This is a genomic window from Streptomyces sp. NPDC085932 (genome assembly GCF_044540525.1).
GTDB classification, from domain to species: Bacteria; Actinomycetota; Actinomycetes; order Streptomycetales; family Streptomycetaceae; genus Streptomyces; species Streptomyces levis.
Window position 1 is genome coordinate 44442 of record NZ_JBITSJ010000010.1, and the last position, 18238, is coordinate 62679.

An 18238-nucleotide genomic window follows, 5' to 3' on the forward strand; every position below is an offset into this window, starting at 1 on the left:
CGCAACGGCCTGCAGGGCGACGAAGAATCCGAGGTCTATTGAGACCGCCCGCAGTGCCCGGGGTGGGGTGGGCGGGCGGTCGCACCGAACCCGAGTTTCTGGGGCACGAGGACAGGACTCTTCACCGTCCGGTGCTGAGATAGGCAGGCGCCCTCTTGGGGGCTTGCCGCGGGGTGCTGGACAAGAGCGGACTCGTACGGCGGCGGACCACGTCGGAGAGCACGACAACGCTCGTTGACCGCGCGATGAAGGGCGATCGGTTCAGCAACAGCAGTGCTTCCTGCAGGTCGTGATGTGATGACGCAGCGAGATGGCAAATGACGTCCGAAGAGCCGGTCGTCACATACGCCTCCAGCACCGCGGGCTGCGCCGTGAGCTCCTCGGCGACGTCGTCGAGGGCGCCCTGAGCGATCTCCAGTGTGACGAATGCCCTCACTCCGAAGCCCGCAGCCATGAGATCGATCACCGGCTCATAGCCGCGGAGGACTCCCACTTCCTCAAGGCGGTCAAGACGTGCTTGCACCGTGCCACGGGCGACCCGCAGAGCGCGGGAGAGTTCCAAGATCCCGATCCGGGAGTGCTCTCCGAGCGCTGCCAAGAGATCGATGTCCAACGCGTCCAGATCGATGCTCATGTAGGCAGACGGTACAGCAAAACCAGGCCAATGGCGGCCCTGAATGTACAGCAAAGCCAGAAACAACTGGTTCGCTTGCAATCAATCCAGCATTTGGGTGTCCTCAATGCCTAGCAATGAGGTGCGTTCCGAGGAGCTGCAAGATGAGCGTTGAGGAGATCTTGACCGACCAGGAGAAGCTGGCCGGACTGGACGCGGATCAGCTGCGCCGGCTGGTCGGCCTGGTGGAGCACGATCAAGAGCGCGATCCGTTCCCCGTGACAGGATGGGAGGCCGTGGTCTGGGCCGTTGGCAACGCCACTCAGACCGCTCAGTTCTTCCAGGTCGTGTACGGCATGGAACTGATCGCCTACTCGGGTCCGGAGACCGGCAACCGCGACCACCACGCCTACGTGCTGCGATCGGGAGCGATCCGATTCGAAGTGCGCGGCGCCGTCGATCCGGCCAGCTGGATTGCCGATCATCAGCGCCGGCATGGCGACGGCGTCATCGACATCGCACTCGAAGTTCCCGATGTCGACCGATGCGTCGATCATGCCCGAGCGCAGGGCGCAACGATCCTCGTCGAACCGCGGGACGTTGTCGACGAGTACGGAACGATCCGCACCGCCGCAATCGCCACCTACGGGGAGACCCGGCACACCTTGGTCGATCGATCCCGCTACAAGGGCCCCTACCTGCCCGGCTATGTCGCCCGCAGCGGCACCTGCTCCCGAGCTGCCGACGAGCCCAGACGCCTGTTCCAGGCCCTCGACCACGTGGTCGGCAATGTCGAGCTGGGCCGGATGGACCAGTGGGTCGACTTCTACAACCGTGTCATGGGCTTCACCAACATGGCCGAATTCATCGGTGACGACATAGCCACCGAGTACTCCGCTCTCATGAGCAAAGTCGTCGCCTCCGGCAATCACCGGGTGAAGTTCCCGCTCAACGAGCCGTCCCCCGGCAAGCGGCGCTCACAGATCGACGAGTACCTCGAGTTCTACGACGGCCCCGGAGCCCAGCACCTGGCTCTCGCCACAAACGACATTCTCACCACCGTCGACATTCTGCGTGCCCGCGGCGTGCAGTTCCTCGACACCCCGGACGCCTACTATTCCGACCCCGAGTTGCGCGCGCGGATCGGCAAGGTCCGCGTGCCCATCGAAGAGCTGAAAAGTCGGGGAATCCTCGTCGACCGGGACGAGGACGGATACCTGTTGCAGATCTTCACCAAGCCGGTCGGTGACCGCCCGACGTTGTTCTTCGAGTTCATCGAGCGGCACGGCTCTCTGGGCTTCGGTAAGGGAAACTTCAAGGCGCTGTTCGAGGCATTGGAGCGCGAGCAGGAGAAGCGAGGCAACCTCTGACCGGGCATCAGGAACGAGGAGGCCTCATGCCGCACTACCGCAGTTCCGGCAACGTGCCACCGAAGCGGCACACCCAGCACCGCAGCCCCAGCGGGGCGCTCTACTACGAGGAGTTGATGGGGCAGGAGGGGTTTTCGTCCGACTCGTCGTTGCTCTATCACGTCAGCCCTCCCTCGGCGATCGTCGACGCCACCCCGTGGTCGCTTGGTCATCAAGCCCTGATCGAGAATCGCCCCTTGATCCCGCGTCACCTCAGACTGCACGACCTTACGGCCGCCGATTGGAAGGCTGTCGACGTGGTCAACGGGCGGCGGCTGGTGTTGGGAAACGTGGACGTCCGTCTCTCCTACGTGGCCGCGGGGAAGCCGAGCCCGCTCTACCGCAACGCCACGGGGGACGAATGCGTCTTCATCGAGTCGGGCACAGCCGTCGTCGAAACGATCTTCGGTCCCCTGCCGGCCCGCCAGGGGGACTATGTGATCATTCCCAGAGCTACGACGCATCGGTGGATCCCGGCCGGGTCCGAACCACTGCGCGCCTTTGTGATCGAGGCCAACTCCCACATCACGCCACCGAAGCGCTACCTGTCCCGCTACGGGCAATTCCTCGAGCACGCTCCCTACTGCGAGCGGGACCTGCACAGCCCCGGCGCGCCGGGGCTGGTGGAGGAGAGCGATGTCGAGGTCCTGGTCAAGCACCGCGGCGGTCCGCACGGCGTCACCGGCACCCGCTACGTTCTCCCGAATCATCCGTTCGATGTAGTGGGCTGGGACGGTTGTCTGTACCCGTACACATTCAATGTCTCAGACTTCGAGCCGATCACCGGACGGATACACCAGCCGCCGCCGGTGCACCAGGTACTGGAGGGGCAGAACTTCGTGATCTGCAACTTCGTACCACGTAAAGTCGACTATCATCCGCTCGCGGTGCCGGTGCCCTACTACCACGCCAATGTCGACTCCGACGAGGTCATGTTCTACTGCGGCGGAGATTACGAGGCCCGCAAAGGCTCCGGTATCCGGCAGGGTTCGATCAGTTTGCACCCGGGCGGACATTCTCATGGTCCGCAGCCCGGAGCGGCAGAGCGTTCCATCGGGGCCGAGTTCTTCGACGAACTCGCAGTCATGGTGGACACGTTCCGTCCGCTTGCTCTCGGTGAAGGCGGGCAAGCATGTGAGGACCCGGGCTATGCCTGGACCTGGTCCGGACGAGGGCCCGTCCGATGACCGCGCTGGAGGGGCCCGGCCTGCCCCAGCTGCTCACCGGTCTGTGCGATGACGCGGCAGTGTTCCCTCCCGGCCTCGCACCCCTCTCAGAGGCCGTGCGGCACTATTGCGACCGGCGCGATTCCTGGTTCGTGGCGCTGGTCGGCCCTCTCGTGCTGCCCGACAAACTCGTGCGTGGTCTGAAGGGGCTGATTCCGTCCGGCGTCACTGTCCCACTGTCGATGACTCTGCCCGGCGGTCCGGTCGGGCTGCCGAAGGCGTGTGCGGCGGTCACATCCTTGCCTGTGGACTTGCAATCGGTCGAGGTCGCCGTTGCGAATGAATCCGACGCCGTCGACGCCGTCATCGCGCTGGCCGACGAGAGCGGCGACCTCGATGTCTACGTCGAGATCCCACGCGACGACCGTGCTCCCTCGGTGCTTGACGCGGTGTCCGAGCATGGGCTGCGAGCCAAGTTCCGGACCGGCGGTGTCCGGGCCGAGTTCTATCCCGACGAAGCCGAACTTGCGGCGTCCGTGGCTGCCGCCGTCCGGGTCGGTGTGGCCTACAAGGCCACCGCCGGGCTTCACCATGCGGTACGGAACACCGACCCGGACACCGGATTCGAACAGCACGGCTTCCTGAATGTGCTGCTTGCCACCGCCACGCTCCTCGACGGCGGCGACGAGAACGACGCACGCGCCGTACTGGCCGATCGTGATGGACCTGGGCTGGCCGCCCGGCTCCGGGATCTGACGCCCGGCATCGCAACCGCCGCACGGGCCGCGTTCACCTCGTTCGGCACCTGCAGCATCACCGAGCCACTGGCCGAGCTCGTCGAGCTCGGTCTCGTCGCAGTCCCTCATCACCGGGAAGGGGCCCTTCAATGAGCAGCGTCGCGATCCCCGACGGCTCGCCCTTCAGCATCCACAACCTGCCCTACGGAGTGTTTTCCGTACGTGGTGACCACCGCCGCGTCGGCGTTCGGCTGGGTGACTCCGTCATCGAGCTCGCCACGCTCCTGGGCGATGACGAGCACGATACGTTCGCCGTGCCGACCCTGGACCGGTTCCTCGCCCAGGGGCACGAGCGCTGGGCCTCCGTGCGTGCCCGCATCACCGACCTGCTCATGGGCGACATAGCCCCGGGGGGGGTATATCCGGTCAGCGACGTCACACTCCATCTGCCTTTTACCGTTGGCGACTACGTCGACTTCTACGCCTCCCAGCACCATGCCTCGAACCTCGGTCGCCTCTTCCGTCCGGATTCCGAACCGCTGATGCCCAACTGGAAGCATCTCCCGGTCGGATACCACGGACGCAGTGGCACCGTCGTCGTCTCCGGTACGGACATCTGCCGCCCCTGCGGTCAGCGCAAGACCGCAGGGGATTCCGCCCCCACCTACGGCCCGTCGCAACGCCTCGACATCGAGGCAGAGCTCGGGTTCGTCGTCGGCGCCGGTTCGGACATGGGGGACCGGATCAACGTCGATGACTTCGACCGGCACGTGTTCGGTGCTGTGATCGTCAACGACTGGTCCGCTCGCGACTTGCAGGCCTGGGAGTACGTTCCGCTCGGCCCGCACCTGGGTAAGAGCTTCGCCACCTCCCTCTCCCCCTGGGTCGTCCCACTGGCAGCGCTGCAGCACGCCCGCATGCCGCTGCCCGTCCAGGACCCGGCGCCACTGCCCTACCTGCAGGGCCACCAGGACTGGGGCCTGGACGTCGAACTCGTCGTGGAATGGAATGGCGAAGTGGTCTCTCGACCGCCCTACCGCGAGATGTACTGGTCCCCCGCACAGATGCTCGCCCACCTGACTGTCAACGGCGCCTCCACTCGCGCCGGCGACCTGTTCGCGTCCGGTACGGTCTCCGGCCCCCACAGACGGCAGCAGGGTGCATTCATCGAACTCACCTGGAACGGGAGCGAGCCCATCACGGTCAAGGGCGAGGAACGCACCTTCCTCCAGGACGGTGACGAGGTCGTCATCTCCGCCACCGCCCCGGGCCCGGGCGAGAACCGCGTCGGGTTCGGTGAGGTCGCCGGCGTGATCACCCCGGCGGTGCCGCGATGATCAACAAAGTCACGACTGCCGAGGCAGCACTGCGCGACCTCGCCGACGGCGCTACGGTCGCCGTCGGCGGATTCGGGCTCTGCGGCATTCCCATGGCCCTGATTCGCGCCGTCCATGACGCCGGTGTGCGCGACCTGCATGTGGTCTCGAACAACTGCGGCGTCGACGACTGGGGCCTGGGCATCCTGCTGAGCGACCGGCGCGTCGCCCGGGTGACCGGCTCCTACGTCGGCGAGAACAAGGAGTTCGCTCGCCAGTACCTTGCGGGCGAACTCGAGGTGGAGCTCTGCCCCCAGGGGACCCTCGCCGAGAAGCTGCGAGCCGGGGGCTGCGGCATTCCCGCCTTCTACACCCCCGCCGGCGTCGGAACTCAGGTCGCGGAGGGGGGTATCCCATGGCGCTACGACGCCAACGGGCTGGTCGCTGTCGCCTCGCCACCGAAGGAGACCCGAACCTTCCGGGGTCACGACTACATTCTCGAGGAATCCATCGTCACCGACTTCGCCCTCGTGGCAGCCACCCGCGGTGACCGACACGGCAACCTCGTCTTCGACCGGGCAAGCGCCAACTTCAACCCCCTCGCCGCCATGGCCGGCCGCATCACAGTCGCCGAGGTCGACGAGCTCGTCGAGCCGGGGGCGATCCGGCCCGAGGAGGTCCATCTTCCTGGTGTGTTCGTGCAACACGTCGTACACGCGCCCAATCCGGACAAGCGCATCGAGAGACGCACCGTCACAGAGGTGACCTCATGAGCTGGAACCGTGCACAAATCGCGGCCCGAGCCGCCGCCGATCTCCGCGACGGCGAATACGTCAATCTGGGCATCGGGCTGCCGACACTCGTCCCGGGACATCTCCCGGAAGGAATCGAGGTGGTGTTGCACAGCGAGAACGGAATCCTCGGCACCGGTCCCTACCCGGCGCCGGACCAAGTGGACCCGGACCTGATCAACGCGGGTAAGGAGACCGTCACACTGCGCCGCGGCGCGGCTCTCTTCGACTCCGCGCTGTCCTTCGGAATGATCCGCGGTCGTCACCTTGACGTCGCGATTCTGGGCGCGATGCAAGTATCGGCCCGCGGCGACCTGGCCAACTGGGCGATACCCGGAAAAATGATCAAGGGCATGGGCGGAGCCATGGACCTCGTTCACGGTGCACGCCGGGTCATCGTCGTCATGGAACACCGCGCGAAGGATGGCTCGCCGAAAATCGTGGAACAGTGCGATCTGCCACTGACCGGCCTCGCTGTGGTCGACCGCATTATCACCGACATGGCCGTCATAGACGTCACTCCGGGCGGCCTCGCCCTCCGCGAGACCGCGCCGGGCGTCTCTGCCGCCGAGGTCCAGGACGCCACCGACGCACCGCTGCACTCCGCGCACGTCCTGCCGGCGACCTAGACAGCACTGGGCCGACGGCGGCCGAGTCCGCCCCGGCCCACCTTGGCGAGAGGGGATCCATGACCATGGTCCCCTCTCATGCGGCGTGGAGATCTCATGCACGGCCGCTGAGGCCGATCTGGGGTTCGCCGCGAGAGCTTGACGCCGGACGTCCCGCCGGGGTGGAGCTGCGGCCGGAAAGCGCGCATACAGAGCCGACTTCCACCGTCACTATCGACCGGTTGTGTCACAACACCGCGTCCTCGACCCAGGCCTGAGCCCGGCATGTCCGACGAGTCAGCCGATCAGCGGCTTGGGACCCTCTCGCGGAACCGGCTGCCGCCACGTGCGACCAACCGGCCACGCAGGTGGTCCGCGAAGGCACGGGCCCACGCCGCACGGTCGGCTCGTACAGCGGCAAGGGCCGGCGCCGGGAGTATCGCTGAGAACAATGGCCGCGCGGACGGATAATCGCACGCAGCGTCGCCGTCGCCAGATGCACACCGAAGACATGACGTCACGGTGGACCGAAGCACAACAGTGCCTGTCCCGCCGGAGATGGCACGAGACAGGCACCCGCGATCAGACATATGTGAGTCGGCCCGACGGTCGGCCGCAGAGGACGCACCACGCAGTCCTCACCGACTCCGACTCCCGTTCTTCGATGAGCCATGTTGTACTGCTGCGCCCTGCCAGTTCGGGCAGGGCCCAGTAGCCGGATGTTTCCCTCACGCGGCTCCGACAGGAACCTCCTGCTTGGCCTGAGAGAGCGCCCGCTGCGCCACCGGCAGCGGATTGGGGTCAGTGAAGTCCTCGACGAGTCCCAGCATGCGCTTCTGGCACGTGAACTCCAGGTTCCTGCCCTCCGGGTCCACGAAGTAGCACGACTTGAAGGGGCCGTAGTCCATGACTGGCGACGTCGCGACGCCATGAGCCCGCAGTGCCTCGACAGCGGCGTCGAAGTCCGCATCGCTGTCCACAGCGAAGGCGATGTGATGGAAGCCACCGTGGGGCCCGTCGAACTCCTCCCCCTGGTCAAAGAAGGCGATGTAGTTGGTCGGGCTGATCTCAAACATGTAGTGCCGGGGCTTCACCATGCCTCCGACGTTGTTGACCAGCCTGCCCTGCTCGTCCTCCATCGTTGTCTGACCATTGATGAAGTCGTCGACGATGGCGACGACCAACTTCAGGCCGAGCACGTTTCCGTAGAACTCGGCAATCTCCTCCAGCTTATTGCTGTAGAGATTCACATGGTTGATGCCGCTGATTGGGGGGCGGGACTGCACTGTCATCGTCGTGTCTCCTTGAGGCTGTGCCGCGGGAGGCGGCAATCGACTCCATCCCATGGAGGCTGTACTGAGGGATTTGCACATCGGTGACCTCCACGAATGATCCCCGGCTCAGGCCACTAGCCCACCATTGGATATGGCCATCATGGAGGTCGGGCAAGCTTTTGAGAAGACAGAACATTTTTGTCAGTAACGCACACAGATGTATGTGACCGGCAGTGCGTGACGAGCTCCAGCGCCAAAGAGCCCGCGCGCCTTCAGGGTTGACAAGACTTGGGCCTTGGCTGAATCTCAGACCGGTAGACGAACGTCCAGACCGATTATCGGTTGGAGTGGGATGAACGACGATCCTGAGATTCCGAATCTGGCTGACCGCCTGGCGGATATCGCCTCTGCCCATCAGCGGCCGGCAGAGGTCAGACAAGCGATCAACGCGGCACTTGCCGCCATAGAGGAACAGGGACTGGTACCAGGTATCCCTGTCGGAGGTTTGGCACCGGACTTCTCCCTGCCCAACGCCGTAGGAGAGACAGTGCGGTTGGCGGACCGGCTGACTGAGGGGCCGGTCGTCCTCTCCTTCTACCGCGGGTCTTGGTGCCCCTACTGCAACGCTGAACTGCACGCTTACCAGGAGGCCCTGCCCGCGTTTCGCCGTGAGGGCGCACATGTGATTGCGGTGAGCCCTCAGGCACCTGACGACTCGATATCACTCACGGAGAAGCACAACCTGAAGTTCGACGTACTGTCCGATGTGCACCAGCGCGTCATCGGGGCGTACAGGATTCGCTATGTGTTCCCGGAGTCGGTCAAACCTCACCTCCTCAAGGGAACAGTGGCAGCCCTGGCAAGGCAGCAACCTGATGGCCGATGGAGTCTGCCGGCGCCGGCGACATTCGTCCTGGACCCTCAGGGCGTTGTCCGGGCACGCCATGTGAGCATGGCCTATCGCACCCGGATGGAACCCGCCGCGGCGCTGCGCGTGGTTCGTGACATCAGATCCGGCAAGGCTGAGCGTCGGCGGGCCGATGGCTAAGATCTCCGGTTTCGACGCGCTCTGGTCCCGCATTCCCCTTGGTCAAGGGCGCGGAGGCTCGGGAGCCACGCAGGTCGACTTGATACAGGTCTCTATAGCATCCGACGACGGGGAGACGGGGAGCGGATTCACCTACGCACTCTCGGGTGGAGCGGAGGCCCTTTACGCCTTGCTGACCGGCTACATGCGTCAGTCCGTACTGGGCACGGAACTCGAAGAGTGGCCCCGCACGTGGGCCACCATCTGGCACAGCACGCACCGTCTGGGGCGCGGAGTGGCAATCCCCGCGCTGTCTGCCGTCGACATCGCCGTGTGGGATGTGCGGGCCCGCCGCGCCGACCTTCCCTTGTATCGCCTTCTGGGCGCCCACCACACGCGCATACCCGTGTACGGGAGCGGCAGATCGAACCACCGCATGACCATGGAGGAGCTGGTCGAAGGCCAGCGGCGCTACGTAGACGAGGGTTACAACGCGGTCAAGATTCGTATAGGGGCACACCGTACGGAAGAGGACGTGGAACGGGTGGCGGCGGTACGCCAGGCCCTTGGTGAACGTGTACGGATCATGGTGGACTGCAATGAACGGCTCGACCTTCCAAGCGCACTCCGGCTCGGCAGGCATCTCGCTGAACTCGATGTCCACTGGATGGAAGAGCCACTGCCCTCCGACGACATCGTCGGACACGCCCAGCTTGCGGAACGTACAGGCATTCCCATTGCAGTGGGTGAGCACCTGATCGGCAGGTTCGAGTTCGCCGGCTACCTCCGGGCCGGAGCAGCCTCGGTCGTCCAGCCGGACGTGCCACTCACTGGCGGAGTGACGGAGTGGTTGCGCATCAGTGCGGTTTCCGAGGTATTCGGGGCGGTGCTCGCCCCACACTTCCTGCCGGAACTGCACGTACATCTCGCTGCAGCCGTTCCCAACTGCTCCTACCTGGAGCATTTTCCGTTGATCGATGACGTTCTCGACGAGACGCTCGACGTCAGTGAGGGAATGGCTTCTCCGCCGGACAGACCGGGTCACGGGATGCGTTGGAATGCTCACGCGATTGACAAATTCCGCCAGCGCTGACAGTCAGCGCAACCATGTTTGAGAGGAAGACAGCATGGCCAAGTCCTTCGCATCAGCCGAAGACAACGAGGAGAAGGAAGAGAACCTTGAGGTCCTTGACGACGGCGTATATGCACTGACAACCGGCGGGGACCCCAACGTCGGCGCCATCGAAGGAGAGGACTTCCTGGTCTGCTTCGAGGCCAGGGCAACACCTGTGATGGCCAAGCGCTGGCTCGACCAGCTGCGGGAACACACTGACAAGCCGATCAAGTATCTGGTCCTTTCGCATTACCACGCCGTGCGGACCCTCGGAGCCAGCGCCTTCGACGCGGACGTGATTGTCGCGCACGCAGAGACCAAGCGTCTGATCGCCGAACGCGGCCAGCAGGACTGGGCATCGGAGTTCGGTCGCATGCCGCGCCTCTTCGTCGGGCATGAAACCATCCCCGGGCTCACCTGGCCGACGCTGACCTTCGCCGATCGACTCAGCATCGACCTCGGCGGGAGTCGAGGCACGGTGGAACTGGCATGGGCCGGTCGCGGCCATACCTCGGGAGACATCTACGCCTGGCTGCCTGAACAGCGCATTCTCTTCGCCGGTGATCTGGTGGAGAACGGTTCCGCTGTATACACCGGTGACGCGTACCACCAGGACTGGCGCACGACAACCCTGGACAACGTAGCCTCGCTCGGCGCGCGGATGCTGGTGGGGGGCCGGGGGCATATAGCGCGGACGCCCAAGGAGTCTGGCCAGGCGATCGAACTGACACGGCGGTTCCTCGACACGCTCGTGGAGTCGGTCGACAAGGTGCGGACGTCGGGCGGGACACTCAAGGAAGCGTATACCGCCGCGAGAAATGCGCTTGTGCCTGAGTACGGAGGCATGCCCGTGTTTGAGCACGCAATGGTGTTCGACACTCAGCGGGTGTGGGACGAGTTGCAGGGCAAGGACCCCGTCATTTGGACGTCTGAACGCGACCGCGAGGTATGGGGTCTGCTGACCGATTGACCTAATACTTGCTGAGCGATGGCCGGTCCCGAAGACCCATTGCCGGCAGAACGAGCACTGAGGAGTGCACCTATGTTGTACCGGAGTATGGGAAATGTGCCGCCCAAGCGGCACATGCAGTTCCGTGACGGCGACGGCAACCTCTATCACGAGGAGATGCAGGGCGAAGAAGGATTCAGCTGTACCCAGTCATTCCTCTACCACCGAAAGCAGCCGACGGCCATCATTGCCGCAGAGCGCCACGGGACGCGCCCCGCAGAACTCCTGCCGAACGAACCACTGTTGCCACGGCACTTCCGTACCCATGAGCTGAAAACAGGCGGCGACCCGGTACTGGACCGGCAGCTGCTGCTCGGAAACACACAGGTCACCATCTCGTACGTCACCGCTGATGTGGACAGCGTGTTGTACCGCAATGCCGTGGGTGACGAACTGGTTTACGTGGAAGCGGGTTCTGCGGTACTCGAATCGGGCTACGGCCGACTCGCCGTTGGCGAGGGCGACTACGTCCTGATTCCGGCATCAACCACACACCGCTGGCGGCTGCGCTCGGGCCAGATGCGGCTTCTAGTGATCTCAGCAGCGGACGGAGGGCATATCAGACCTCCCAAGCGCTTCATGTCACGGTTCGGCCAGTTCCTCGACGGATCACCGTTCAATGAGCGAGATATCCGAGGCCCTGAGGAGCTGGTCGATGTCCCCGATGAGCCCGTCGACGTCTTCGTCCGTCATCGTGGCGGGAAAACGCGGTACACCTATGCTCACCACCCCTTCGACGTGGTCGGCTGGGACGGCTACAACTATCCGTACGCGCTGTCGATCCGGGACTTCATGCCCTCCACCGGTGCACTGCATCTGCCACCGCCGACCTACCTTACGTTCGAAGGTCCTGGATTTGTGGTGTGCTCGTTCGTGCCTCGCATGTTCGACTACCATCCGCAGGCCCTAAAGGTTCCGTATCACCATGCCAACGTCGACTCCGACGAGGTGCTGTTCTACTGCGGTGGCGAATTCATGAGCCGGTCGGGCAGCGGCATCACGCTGGGCTCCATCTCACTGCACCCTGCGGGCTATGTACATGGGCCTCAACCCGGCAGCGCGGAACGCAGCATCAACGCTGCACGCACGGAGGAATACGCGGTCATGGTCGACACCTTCCGTCCTCTGCACCTGGGGCCCGCGAGTGAGAGCGTGGAAGATTCCGAGTACGCGTGGTCCTGGGCCCGCGGCGAGGGAATCGACGTCCCGAGGTCCGAATAGCTGCCAGGCCGGGACTGCAGTAGCCCACACCCGAGCTCAGCGATCATGCGATACAGCCCTTACATACTGATCTGAGGAGCAGAGAGGGAACTATGCACAGAAACGATTCCGACGGCCGGTTCTGGGATGTGGAATTGGATCCTCAGCCTTGGGAGAAGACGCTGTCCTGGCAAGCCGAGCGTCTGCCGGCCGCTCTGTCGGACGTTCAATCCCGCTCCCGCCTTTATGCATCCGTGCTGCCCTCGGACGACACTGTTCGCTCCCTGGTCGAGCTGGCTGAACTTCCGCTCACCACCAAAGACCAACTACGCCAGGCCCAGGAGGAAGCAGACCCGGCCGAACCATTCGGTGCAGCACAGGCCGTGCCGACCGAGCGGATCATACAAACCCTGTCATCGTCGGGGACCACTGGACATCCCACCCTGTACGCCATGACGGCCGCCGACATCGACAGTTGGTCGCATGCGGTCGCCAACATGCTGTACACGACCGGTGTTCGCGCTACGGACACCATCGCGTTGATGACCGGCATGCCGATGGTGGCAGGGGGCCAGCCCTACGCGGAGGGTATACGGCGCATCGGAGCCAACGTCCTATGGGCGGGCGGCATGCCGACCACACGTCAACTCGACGTGATTCGGCGCGTCCAGGCCACCGGCATTCTGATCACTGCTTCCTTCGCCGGCCACCTCGCCGAGCGCTGCGAGGAGCTGTTGGGGGAACCCGCCTCGGCACTGGGCATCCGCCGTGTTCTCTCCGGCGGTGAACCCGGGCTCGGACAGCCCGAGATCCGCCAGGGCATCCAGGCCGGATGGGGTGCGAACAGCGTGCACGAGGTCATGGGGCTCTGCGACGTCATGGCTGGAATGTGGGCGGAATGCGAGTATGGCGGTGGGATGCACTTCACCGCTGCCCGGCACGTACTCGTCGAACTGATTGACCCCCAGTCACTCCGCCCTGTGGAATGGGCAGAGGGCGCAGAGGGCGAGCTGGTGTACACCACATTGGACCGGGAGGCATCCCCCGTTGTCCGCTTCCGGTCGGCAGATCGCGCTGTCGTGGTCAGCACCTCCTGCCCCTGTGGTCGTGGCGCTCCCCGGATCCGCTGCATCGGACGGACGGACGACATGCTGATCTACAAGGCCATGAACGTTTTCCCGACCGCGATCCGGGACGTGGTGCTGGATGTCGCGGCGGACTTGGTCTCCCCGCGCATGCGGGTGCGCAAGAGTCATCGGAACCAGGTTCGCTTCGATAGCCCGATTCCGCTCGAGGTCGAGTCGGCAGCTGTTGACGGATCCGACGTCAAGCGCCGGATCGAGCAGGCTGTGCGCGATCGTCTGCAAGTTCGGGTGGATGTGGAGGTGCTGCCTGTGGGCACCATCCCGGTCAGCGCGTACAAGAACTCACTTGTGTATGTGAATGAGGAGCCCTCCGCATGAAGCTGGTGAGTTTCGGCCCTCGCGGTGGGGAGGAACCCGGTGTCCTGGCGGACGAGGAAACCATTGTCCCCTTGCGCCCGCTTCTGACGGAGCACGGCCTGGCCGGCATCGGCATGCCGGCCTTGCTGGCGCTGTTCCCTACCTTGCGCAAACACATCGAGAAGGTACTCGCGGAACCGTCCGAGACTCTTCCTCTGGCACGCACCCGAATCGGCCCTCCCGTGCCGCGGCCCGGATCCGTCTACGCCGTAGGTGCGAACTACCCTCTGCACGTGGCGGAGCTGGCCGGCTCCGACCGCCGGGAGAGGCCGAATCGGCCGGTGCTCTTTGCGAAGACGGTGTCCTCGATCAATGGGCCGAACGACGCGATCGTCAAACCTGTGGAAACGCAGGCCCTCGACTATGAGATCGAACTCGCCGTGGTGATCGGCGATGGGGGGCGTCGGATCACCAGGGACGACGCGATGGACCATGTGGCCGGTTACATGATCGCCAACGATGTGACAGCGCGAGATGTCTTCCTCGGGGAAAGCAAGAAGAATCCGCTCCACCTGCAGACCTTGTGCGGCAAGGGCTACGACACCTTCTGTCCGACCGGTCCCTGGCTGGTGACAGCCGACGACATACCCGACTACCGCGACCTCAGGATGCGCTTGTGGGTGAATCAGGAACTCCGGCAGGACGCCACCCCGGGAGGCATGTCCTTCGATATCCCCGACCTCATAGCCGCGGCTAGTTCCTGCTTCACTCTGCGCCCCGGTGACGTACTACTCACGGGCACTCCGGCCGGAGTCGGGGTGGGTCTCGAACCACCTCAGTTCCTCACCGCAGGGGACGAGCTTCGACTGGAGATCAGTGGGCTGGGTGAGATGAGGACGCGCATAGTCGGGGAGCGAAGCGAGGCGGATACCGGACTCTGATACCGAACCTCAGGTATCGCCTAGGTAGCAGCGATCTGGTGGAACCGGCTCTGGTCGAGGGAGGGTGGAACGTAATAACCCTCGCGCCCGGTGGTGGCCAGCCCCGCCTGTGTCATTTGCTGCAGGTGCCGGGAGACGGCGATGTCCAGGCGGGGAGCAGCGGCAAAGGCACGTAGGGCTGCGGTAGCTCCCCCGCGATCTGCCGGCGCACTCTTGGCGCGTTGCCCAGGGGTGTTACGGGTTACGTCACGCGGAGCGGCCAGGGGTCGTCACACGTGACGCGCACATGTGGCCACACGTAGTGGCGCGCAGTGAAACTCACCGAGCGGGAACGGGCAGCGGTGATGTCGTGGTCATGCGGGCGATCCAGACGCAGCAACCGGTGCTGGAGGTCGACACAGATCCGCGGGACAAGAGTGTGCAGGATCGGCAGACCACCATCCTGCGCGATCCGTTGCCCTGCGTCGGTAAGGAGGCTCCGTAGCCGGCCGGCGTGGCCGGGGTGGTTCTTGTTGAGCTCGGACCATGCCGCGTGGCGGGTGGCCGGTCTTTGACCGGGTCCTGGCCTTAGACCGTGTCCTACGTGCGAGGGCTCGTTGAGCCATCTATGGGGCGAGGTACGTGGAGTTGGATTGTTCCGGACGGGCTGTGGGAGATCGCGAAGCCGCTGATCCCACCGTCGAAGGTGCGGCCGCAGGGCGGAGGAACGCAGGACACGCATGATGAGGCGCTGTTCGCGGCCATCATCTACGTACTGGTCAGCGGCTGCGCTTGGCGCCAACTACCCCCTTGCTTCGGCCTATCGAAGTCGACCGCCCACCGCCGGTTCCTGATCTGGTCGAGAGCCGGCGTCTGGGGGCGGCTGCACGAGGCTGTGCTGCACCGACTCGACGACGCCGGCCTCGTCGACGTCACCCGCGTCGTCCTGGACACCGCCCACGTCCGGGCCAAAAGGGGGCGAACACACAGGTCCGAGCCCCGTGGACCGGGGCAAGTCGGCCTCCAAGATGCACATCTTGTCGGACGCGAACGGACTGCCCCTCCTCGTCGGCGTCTCAGCCGGCAACACCCACGACAGCAAAGGGCTGAAGCCCATGGTCGAGGGTCACCAAACGAGACACGACCCCCACCGCGGCCGCCACTTCAAGCCCCAGCGCCTGCACGCAGACAAAGCCTACGACCGTGCCGACCTGCGGAAATGGTTACTCGGCAAACGCATCGGCGTACGCATCGCCCGCAAAGGCATCGAGTCCAGCGAACGATTGGGCCGCCGCCGCTGGGTGATCGAGCGGACGATGTCCTGGCTGTCCGGCTATCGACGTCTGAGCCCTCGCTACGAGCGCGATCCCCGCAACTACCTGGCCCTTCTCGGACTAGCAGCCGCCCTGTGCTGCTACAAACGACTCGTCCGCCTCACCACGTAGGACACTAAGTGATCCTGATAAGGCGTCGGACGTGGCGAGGCTGAAGCAGGCCTCGTATCGGTCGTCGCATTGTTCCCCGCGGATCCGCATGCGACGGGGTGAGAACGTCGCGGGTGCGCCTGTCAGCGACACCGCAGGCGGCCTCCTGTCATCGGTGATTCAATGGCCCTTGCTGCCCGGCTTCCTTGGCCGCTCGGTCAGCAGTGCTAGGCAGTTCGTCCCACGCCTGCTTCACTTCACGCGACCAGGCGCCGCAAGCGGGCCATGCCACAGCCGAAGCGGTGCTTCATTCATCGCTACTTCAACGAGCCAGTGGAGGAGCGCACAGGCAGGGTCCTGACTCATGCGGCGTCGGGCCGATCTGGTTGGGGCAGCACCCCGGCATCAGCCTCTCCGGACCGCGCTGTGCCGATGCTGCCTGCTGCTCCGCAGAGACAACTCCGTCCGGGGCGAACACGGCGTTGCGGCGCCCAACCTTCCTGGCAGAAGTCGCCGGAGCGCCCATGCCTGGCGCCGGCGCAGACAACCTGGCGACGACGGCTTCGCCGAGTACTTGCTCCTGAGCGAGTTACGTCACCCGCCACAAGGTTCGTGTCCGTGTCGAGCACGTTCGATCCCGCATGCAGAACGAGAGATCCTCCCCTGTCGAAGCAATGAGGCGGCGGCGTCTCCCACACCGCCGCCTGCATGCGCAACCCGGCTCTCGCCTCGCCAGACATCCTTGGCAGCACCCTAAGAGACCGTTCTTGCGGTAGCAGTGCGGACGCGGAATCTAGGGAATTCCCCTGGTCCTGGAATGCCACTGACCATCGATACTGGACGGCTGGAGCAAAGTGAGGGATCCGCAGATCCATGGAGCAGTTCTTGGGCTGACATCCCGTACCGAAAAATGAGACCCGCTACTGGGTTAGACCTCACACCCTGACGAGAATCCACGCACCAGAATGATGCAATCGGAAGAGGAAACTGTGTCACGTGGTCAACTACTGACCTTGGTTGCGAAGACCGGACCAAACCGCACAACGACATCGCCGGTATCACGGTTCCGCCTTGCCGGAGCAATAGGAATAGTGACTGTCAGTACGGCAGTCACACTCAGCGGATCTGGCGGCGCCGCCGCCTTGGGCGGCGATTACGAGGGTGCCTGGGAAATTCGCAACGACCTCAACCTCACTGTCGATGCGCTGAATAATGTGAGCGCGCAGGGACAGCCGATGCAGGCTCGGTCACTCATAGAAGGAAACACACTCAGCTGGGAACTTGTCCCGGTCTCCAACCTGCTCACCATAGACGATTCCGGGCGGCAGGTCGAATCTTTCAAGTTCAAGGCGATCACGGCCGAGAATCACGACCTCTGCCTCGAGGCAACAGGTGCCTCTCCGAGTGTCGGAGCTGTAGTGCAACAGTACAGATGTGACCCAAATGCGAAGGACCAGCCTAACCAGTCGTGGTTCGTGTACAAGGCCCCTGCAGGCCATACCTATCTGGTCAATGGCGCCTCATGGGACCTTGCTGACATGCCGGTTGGCCCAGAGGGGCGTGGAATCAGTTCCCGAGTTTGGTGGCGAAATATTCGCATGGTGGACGGGGAAATAAAGGTAACCACCTACTACAACGACAACACCCATGTGACCAAGTCTGCTTTGGTTATTGAAGCACAGGCACAAGACTCGACGCATCGCCTCTACCTCAAGGAGGGCCTCAGCTTCCCGCACTGGCAGCACTTTTCACTCAAGGAAACGAGCACCGTCTCGTTCGATGAGGCCGCCGAAAATCCGGCAGATGAACAATGCAACGTCTGGTGCCAGCTGGTCGATTTGTTTTGAGGCCGCCCGCTGCAGGCAATAGACTGTTCGGGTGCGAAGCCCATAAGGCCAGGACGGCTTCATCCCTCGATCACCGAAAGATCTTACGGCCGGGCTGCACACGCCATCAACGCTAACGTAACCGGCGGGCTTACCGCAGCCTTTTGAGAGGCTGCGGTAAGCCCGCCGCGGACTCCAGTATTCCTTTCCTGTCGCCTAAGGGCGAAAGGGGACCAGATATTGCAAGTCGGCCATGGAAGGCATTGCCATCACTCCCGGTAGCACGTCTCCCACAGTAGTGTGGGGTTCGGTACGGTCGGCCAGGGAAGTTTGGTCTTGCCGGTGTCACAGCTGGCGGAGAC

16 protein-coding genes are annotated in these 18238 nt (G+C 64.1%); 14 read left to right on the forward strand and 2 right to left on the reverse strand.

The window, feature by feature from the left end:
* Positions 1-121: 121 nt before the first annotated feature.
* Complete coding sequence (locus ACIGAQ_RS36405) at positions 122-634, reverse strand: Lrp/AsnC family transcriptional regulator (RefSeq protein WP_399790701.1); 513 nt, start codon at positions 632-634, stop codon at positions 122-124.
* Between the two features lie 143 nt (positions 635-777).
* Here ACIGAQ_RS36405 and hppD point away from each other — a divergent pair, with 143 nt between their 5' ends.
* Genes hppD through ACIGAQ_RS36435 form a run of 6 tightly spaced genes read left to right on the forward strand, consistent with a single transcriptional unit; the run spans position 778 to position 6661 of the window.
* Complete coding sequence (hppD, locus tag ACIGAQ_RS36410) at positions 778-1983, forward strand: 4-hydroxyphenylpyruvate dioxygenase (protein ID WP_399790704.1); 1206 nt, start codon at positions 778-780, stop codon at positions 1981-1983.
* Positions 1984-2009: 26 nt separating this feature from the next.
* The gene (locus ACIGAQ_RS36415) at positions 2010-3209 is read left to right on the forward strand and encodes a homogentisate 1,2-dioxygenase (RefSeq protein ID WP_399790707.1); all 1200 of its coding nucleotides are present in this window, start codon (positions 2010-2012) and stop codon (positions 3207-3209) included.
* Positions 3206-4078 (forward strand): hypothetical protein, encoded by an 873-nt coding sequence (locus ACIGAQ_RS36420; protein WP_399790710.1) that lies wholly within the window; start codon positions 3206-3208, stop codon positions 4076-4078. The genes ACIGAQ_RS36415 and ACIGAQ_RS36420 overlap by 4 nt, the downstream gene beginning before the upstream one ends.
* A complete protein-coding gene (gene fahA / locus ACIGAQ_RS36425; RefSeq protein WP_399790713.1) occupies positions 4075-5262 on the forward strand; it encodes a fumarylacetoacetase in 1188 nt (395 codons plus the stop codon). The genes ACIGAQ_RS36420 and fahA overlap by 4 nt, the downstream gene beginning before the upstream one ends.
* On the forward strand, positions 5259-6014 hold the full coding sequence (locus ACIGAQ_RS36430; RefSeq protein WP_399790716.1) for a CoA transferase subunit A: 756 nt from the start codon (positions 5259-5261) through the stop codon (positions 6012-6014). The genes fahA and ACIGAQ_RS36430 overlap by 4 nt, the downstream gene beginning before the upstream one ends.
* Entirely contained in the window at positions 6011-6661 is a 651-nt protein-coding gene (locus tag ACIGAQ_RS36435) for a 3-oxoacid CoA-transferase subunit B (RefSeq protein ID WP_399790719.1), read from the forward strand. The genes ACIGAQ_RS36430 and ACIGAQ_RS36435 overlap by 4 nt, the downstream gene beginning before the upstream one ends.
* Before the next feature lie 707 nt (positions 6662-7368).
* Here ACIGAQ_RS36435 and ACIGAQ_RS36440 read toward each other — a convergent pair.
* On the reverse strand, positions 7369-7932 hold the full coding sequence (locus ACIGAQ_RS36440; protein ID WP_399790722.1) for a VOC family protein: 564 nt from the start codon (positions 7930-7932) through the stop codon (positions 7369-7371).
* Between the two features lie 334 nt (positions 7933-8266).
* Here ACIGAQ_RS36440 and ACIGAQ_RS36445 point away from each other — a divergent pair, with 334 nt between their 5' ends.
* The 8 genes from ACIGAQ_RS36445 (at position 8267) to ACIGAQ_RS36480 (ending at position 17897) form a co-directional block, all read left to right on the forward strand.
* Positions 8267-8962, forward strand: a complete 696-nt coding sequence (locus ACIGAQ_RS36445) for a peroxiredoxin family protein (protein WP_399790725.1) — start codon at positions 8267-8269, stop codon at positions 8960-8962.
* Positions 8955-10034 carry a mandelate racemase/muconate lactonizing enzyme family protein gene (locus ACIGAQ_RS36450; protein ID WP_399790728.1) on the forward strand — a complete coding sequence of 360 codons (1080 nt, stop codon included), beginning with the start codon at positions 8955-8957 and terminating at the stop codon, positions 10032-10034. The genes ACIGAQ_RS36445 and ACIGAQ_RS36450 overlap by 8 nt, the downstream gene beginning before the upstream one ends.
* 34 nt (positions 10035-10068) lie before the next feature.
* Positions 10069-11025: an MBL fold metallo-hydrolase gene (locus ACIGAQ_RS36455; RefSeq protein ID WP_399790731.1), complete on the forward strand. Its 957-nt coding sequence runs from the start codon at positions 10069-10071 to the stop codon at positions 11023-11025.
* Positions 11026-11112: 87 nt separating this feature from the next.
* Positions 11113-12285 carry a homogentisate 1,2-dioxygenase gene (locus ACIGAQ_RS36460; protein WP_399790734.1) on the forward strand — a complete coding sequence of 391 codons (1173 nt, stop codon included), beginning with the start codon at positions 11113-11115 and terminating at the stop codon, positions 12283-12285.
* 92 nt (positions 12286-12377) lie between these two features.
* A complete protein-coding gene (locus ACIGAQ_RS36465) occupies positions 12378-13727 on the forward strand; it encodes a phenylacetate--CoA ligase family protein (RefSeq protein ID WP_399790738.1) in 1350 nt (449 codons plus the stop codon).
* The gene (locus tag ACIGAQ_RS36470; protein ID WP_399790741.1) at positions 13724-14647 is read left to right on the forward strand and encodes a fumarylacetoacetate hydrolase family protein; all 924 of its coding nucleotides are present in this window, start codon (positions 13724-13726) and stop codon (positions 14645-14647) included. Before ACIGAQ_RS36465 ends, ACIGAQ_RS36470 begins: the two co-directional genes overlap by 4 nt.
* Before the next feature lie 607 nt (positions 14648-15254).
* Positions 15255-16071, forward strand: a protein-coding gene (locus ACIGAQ_RS36475) for an IS5 family transposase (protein WP_399790744.1) whose coding sequence is annotated in 2 segments (ribosomal slippage) — positions 15255-15598 and positions 15597-16071 — 819 coding nt in all. Because the reading frame shifts where the segments join, the coding sequence is not laid out codon by codon here.
* A gap of 1070 nt (positions 16072-17141) precedes the next feature.
* Positions 17142-17897 (forward strand): RICIN domain-containing protein, encoded by a 756-nt coding sequence (locus ACIGAQ_RS36480; protein ID WP_399790747.1) that lies wholly within the window; start codon positions 17142-17144, stop codon positions 17895-17897.
* Positions 17898-18238: the final 341 nt, after the last annotated feature.

Bases quoted from the DNA above. Each gene is read 5' to 3' on its own strand.
- ACIGAQ_RS36405 (WP_399790701.1), bottom strand. From the start codon at position 634: ATGAGCATCGATCTGGACGCGTTGGACATCGATCTCTTGGCAGCGCTC.
- hppD (WP_399790704.1), top strand. From the start codon at position 778: ATGAGCGTTGAGGAGATCTTGACCGACCAGGAGAAGCTGGCCGGACTG.
- ACIGAQ_RS36415 (WP_399790707.1), top strand. From the start codon at position 2,010: ATGCCGCACTACCGCAGTTCCGGCAACGTGCCACCGAAGCGGCACACC.
- ACIGAQ_RS36420 (WP_399790710.1), top strand. From the start codon at position 3,206: ATGACCGCGCTGGAGGGGCCCGGCCTGCCCCAGCTGCTCACCGGTCTG.
- fahA (WP_399790713.1), top strand. From the start codon at position 4,075: ATGAGCAGCGTCGCGATCCCCGACGGCTCGCCCTTCAGCATCCACAAC.
- ACIGAQ_RS36430 (WP_399790716.1), top strand. From the start codon at position 5,259: ATGATCAACAAAGTCACGACTGCCGAGGCAGCACTGCGCGACCTCGCC.
- ACIGAQ_RS36435 (WP_399790719.1), top strand. From the start codon at position 6,011: ATGAGCTGGAACCGTGCACAAATCGCGGCCCGAGCCGCCGCCGATCTC.
- ACIGAQ_RS36440 (WP_399790722.1), bottom strand. From the start codon at position 7,932: ATGACAGTGCAGTCCCGCCCCCCAATCAGCGGCATCAACCATGTGAAT.
- ACIGAQ_RS36445 (WP_399790725.1), top strand. From the start codon at position 8,267: ATGAACGACGATCCTGAGATTCCGAATCTGGCTGACCGCCTGGCGGAT.
- ACIGAQ_RS36450 (WP_399790728.1), top strand. From the start codon at position 8,955: ATGGCTAAGATCTCCGGTTTCGACGCGCTCTGGTCCCGCATTCCCCTT.
- ACIGAQ_RS36455 (WP_399790731.1), top strand. From the start codon at position 10,069: ATGGCCAAGTCCTTCGCATCAGCCGAAGACAACGAGGAGAAGGAAGAG.
- ACIGAQ_RS36460 (WP_399790734.1), top strand. From the start codon at position 11,113: ATGGGAAATGTGCCGCCCAAGCGGCACATGCAGTTCCGTGACGGCGAC.
- ACIGAQ_RS36465 (WP_399790738.1), top strand. From the start codon at position 12,378: ATGCACAGAAACGATTCCGACGGCCGGTTCTGGGATGTGGAATTGGAT.
- ACIGAQ_RS36470 (WP_399790741.1), top strand. From the start codon at position 13,724: ATGAAGCTGGTGAGTTTCGGCCCTCGCGGTGGGGAGGAACCCGGTGTC.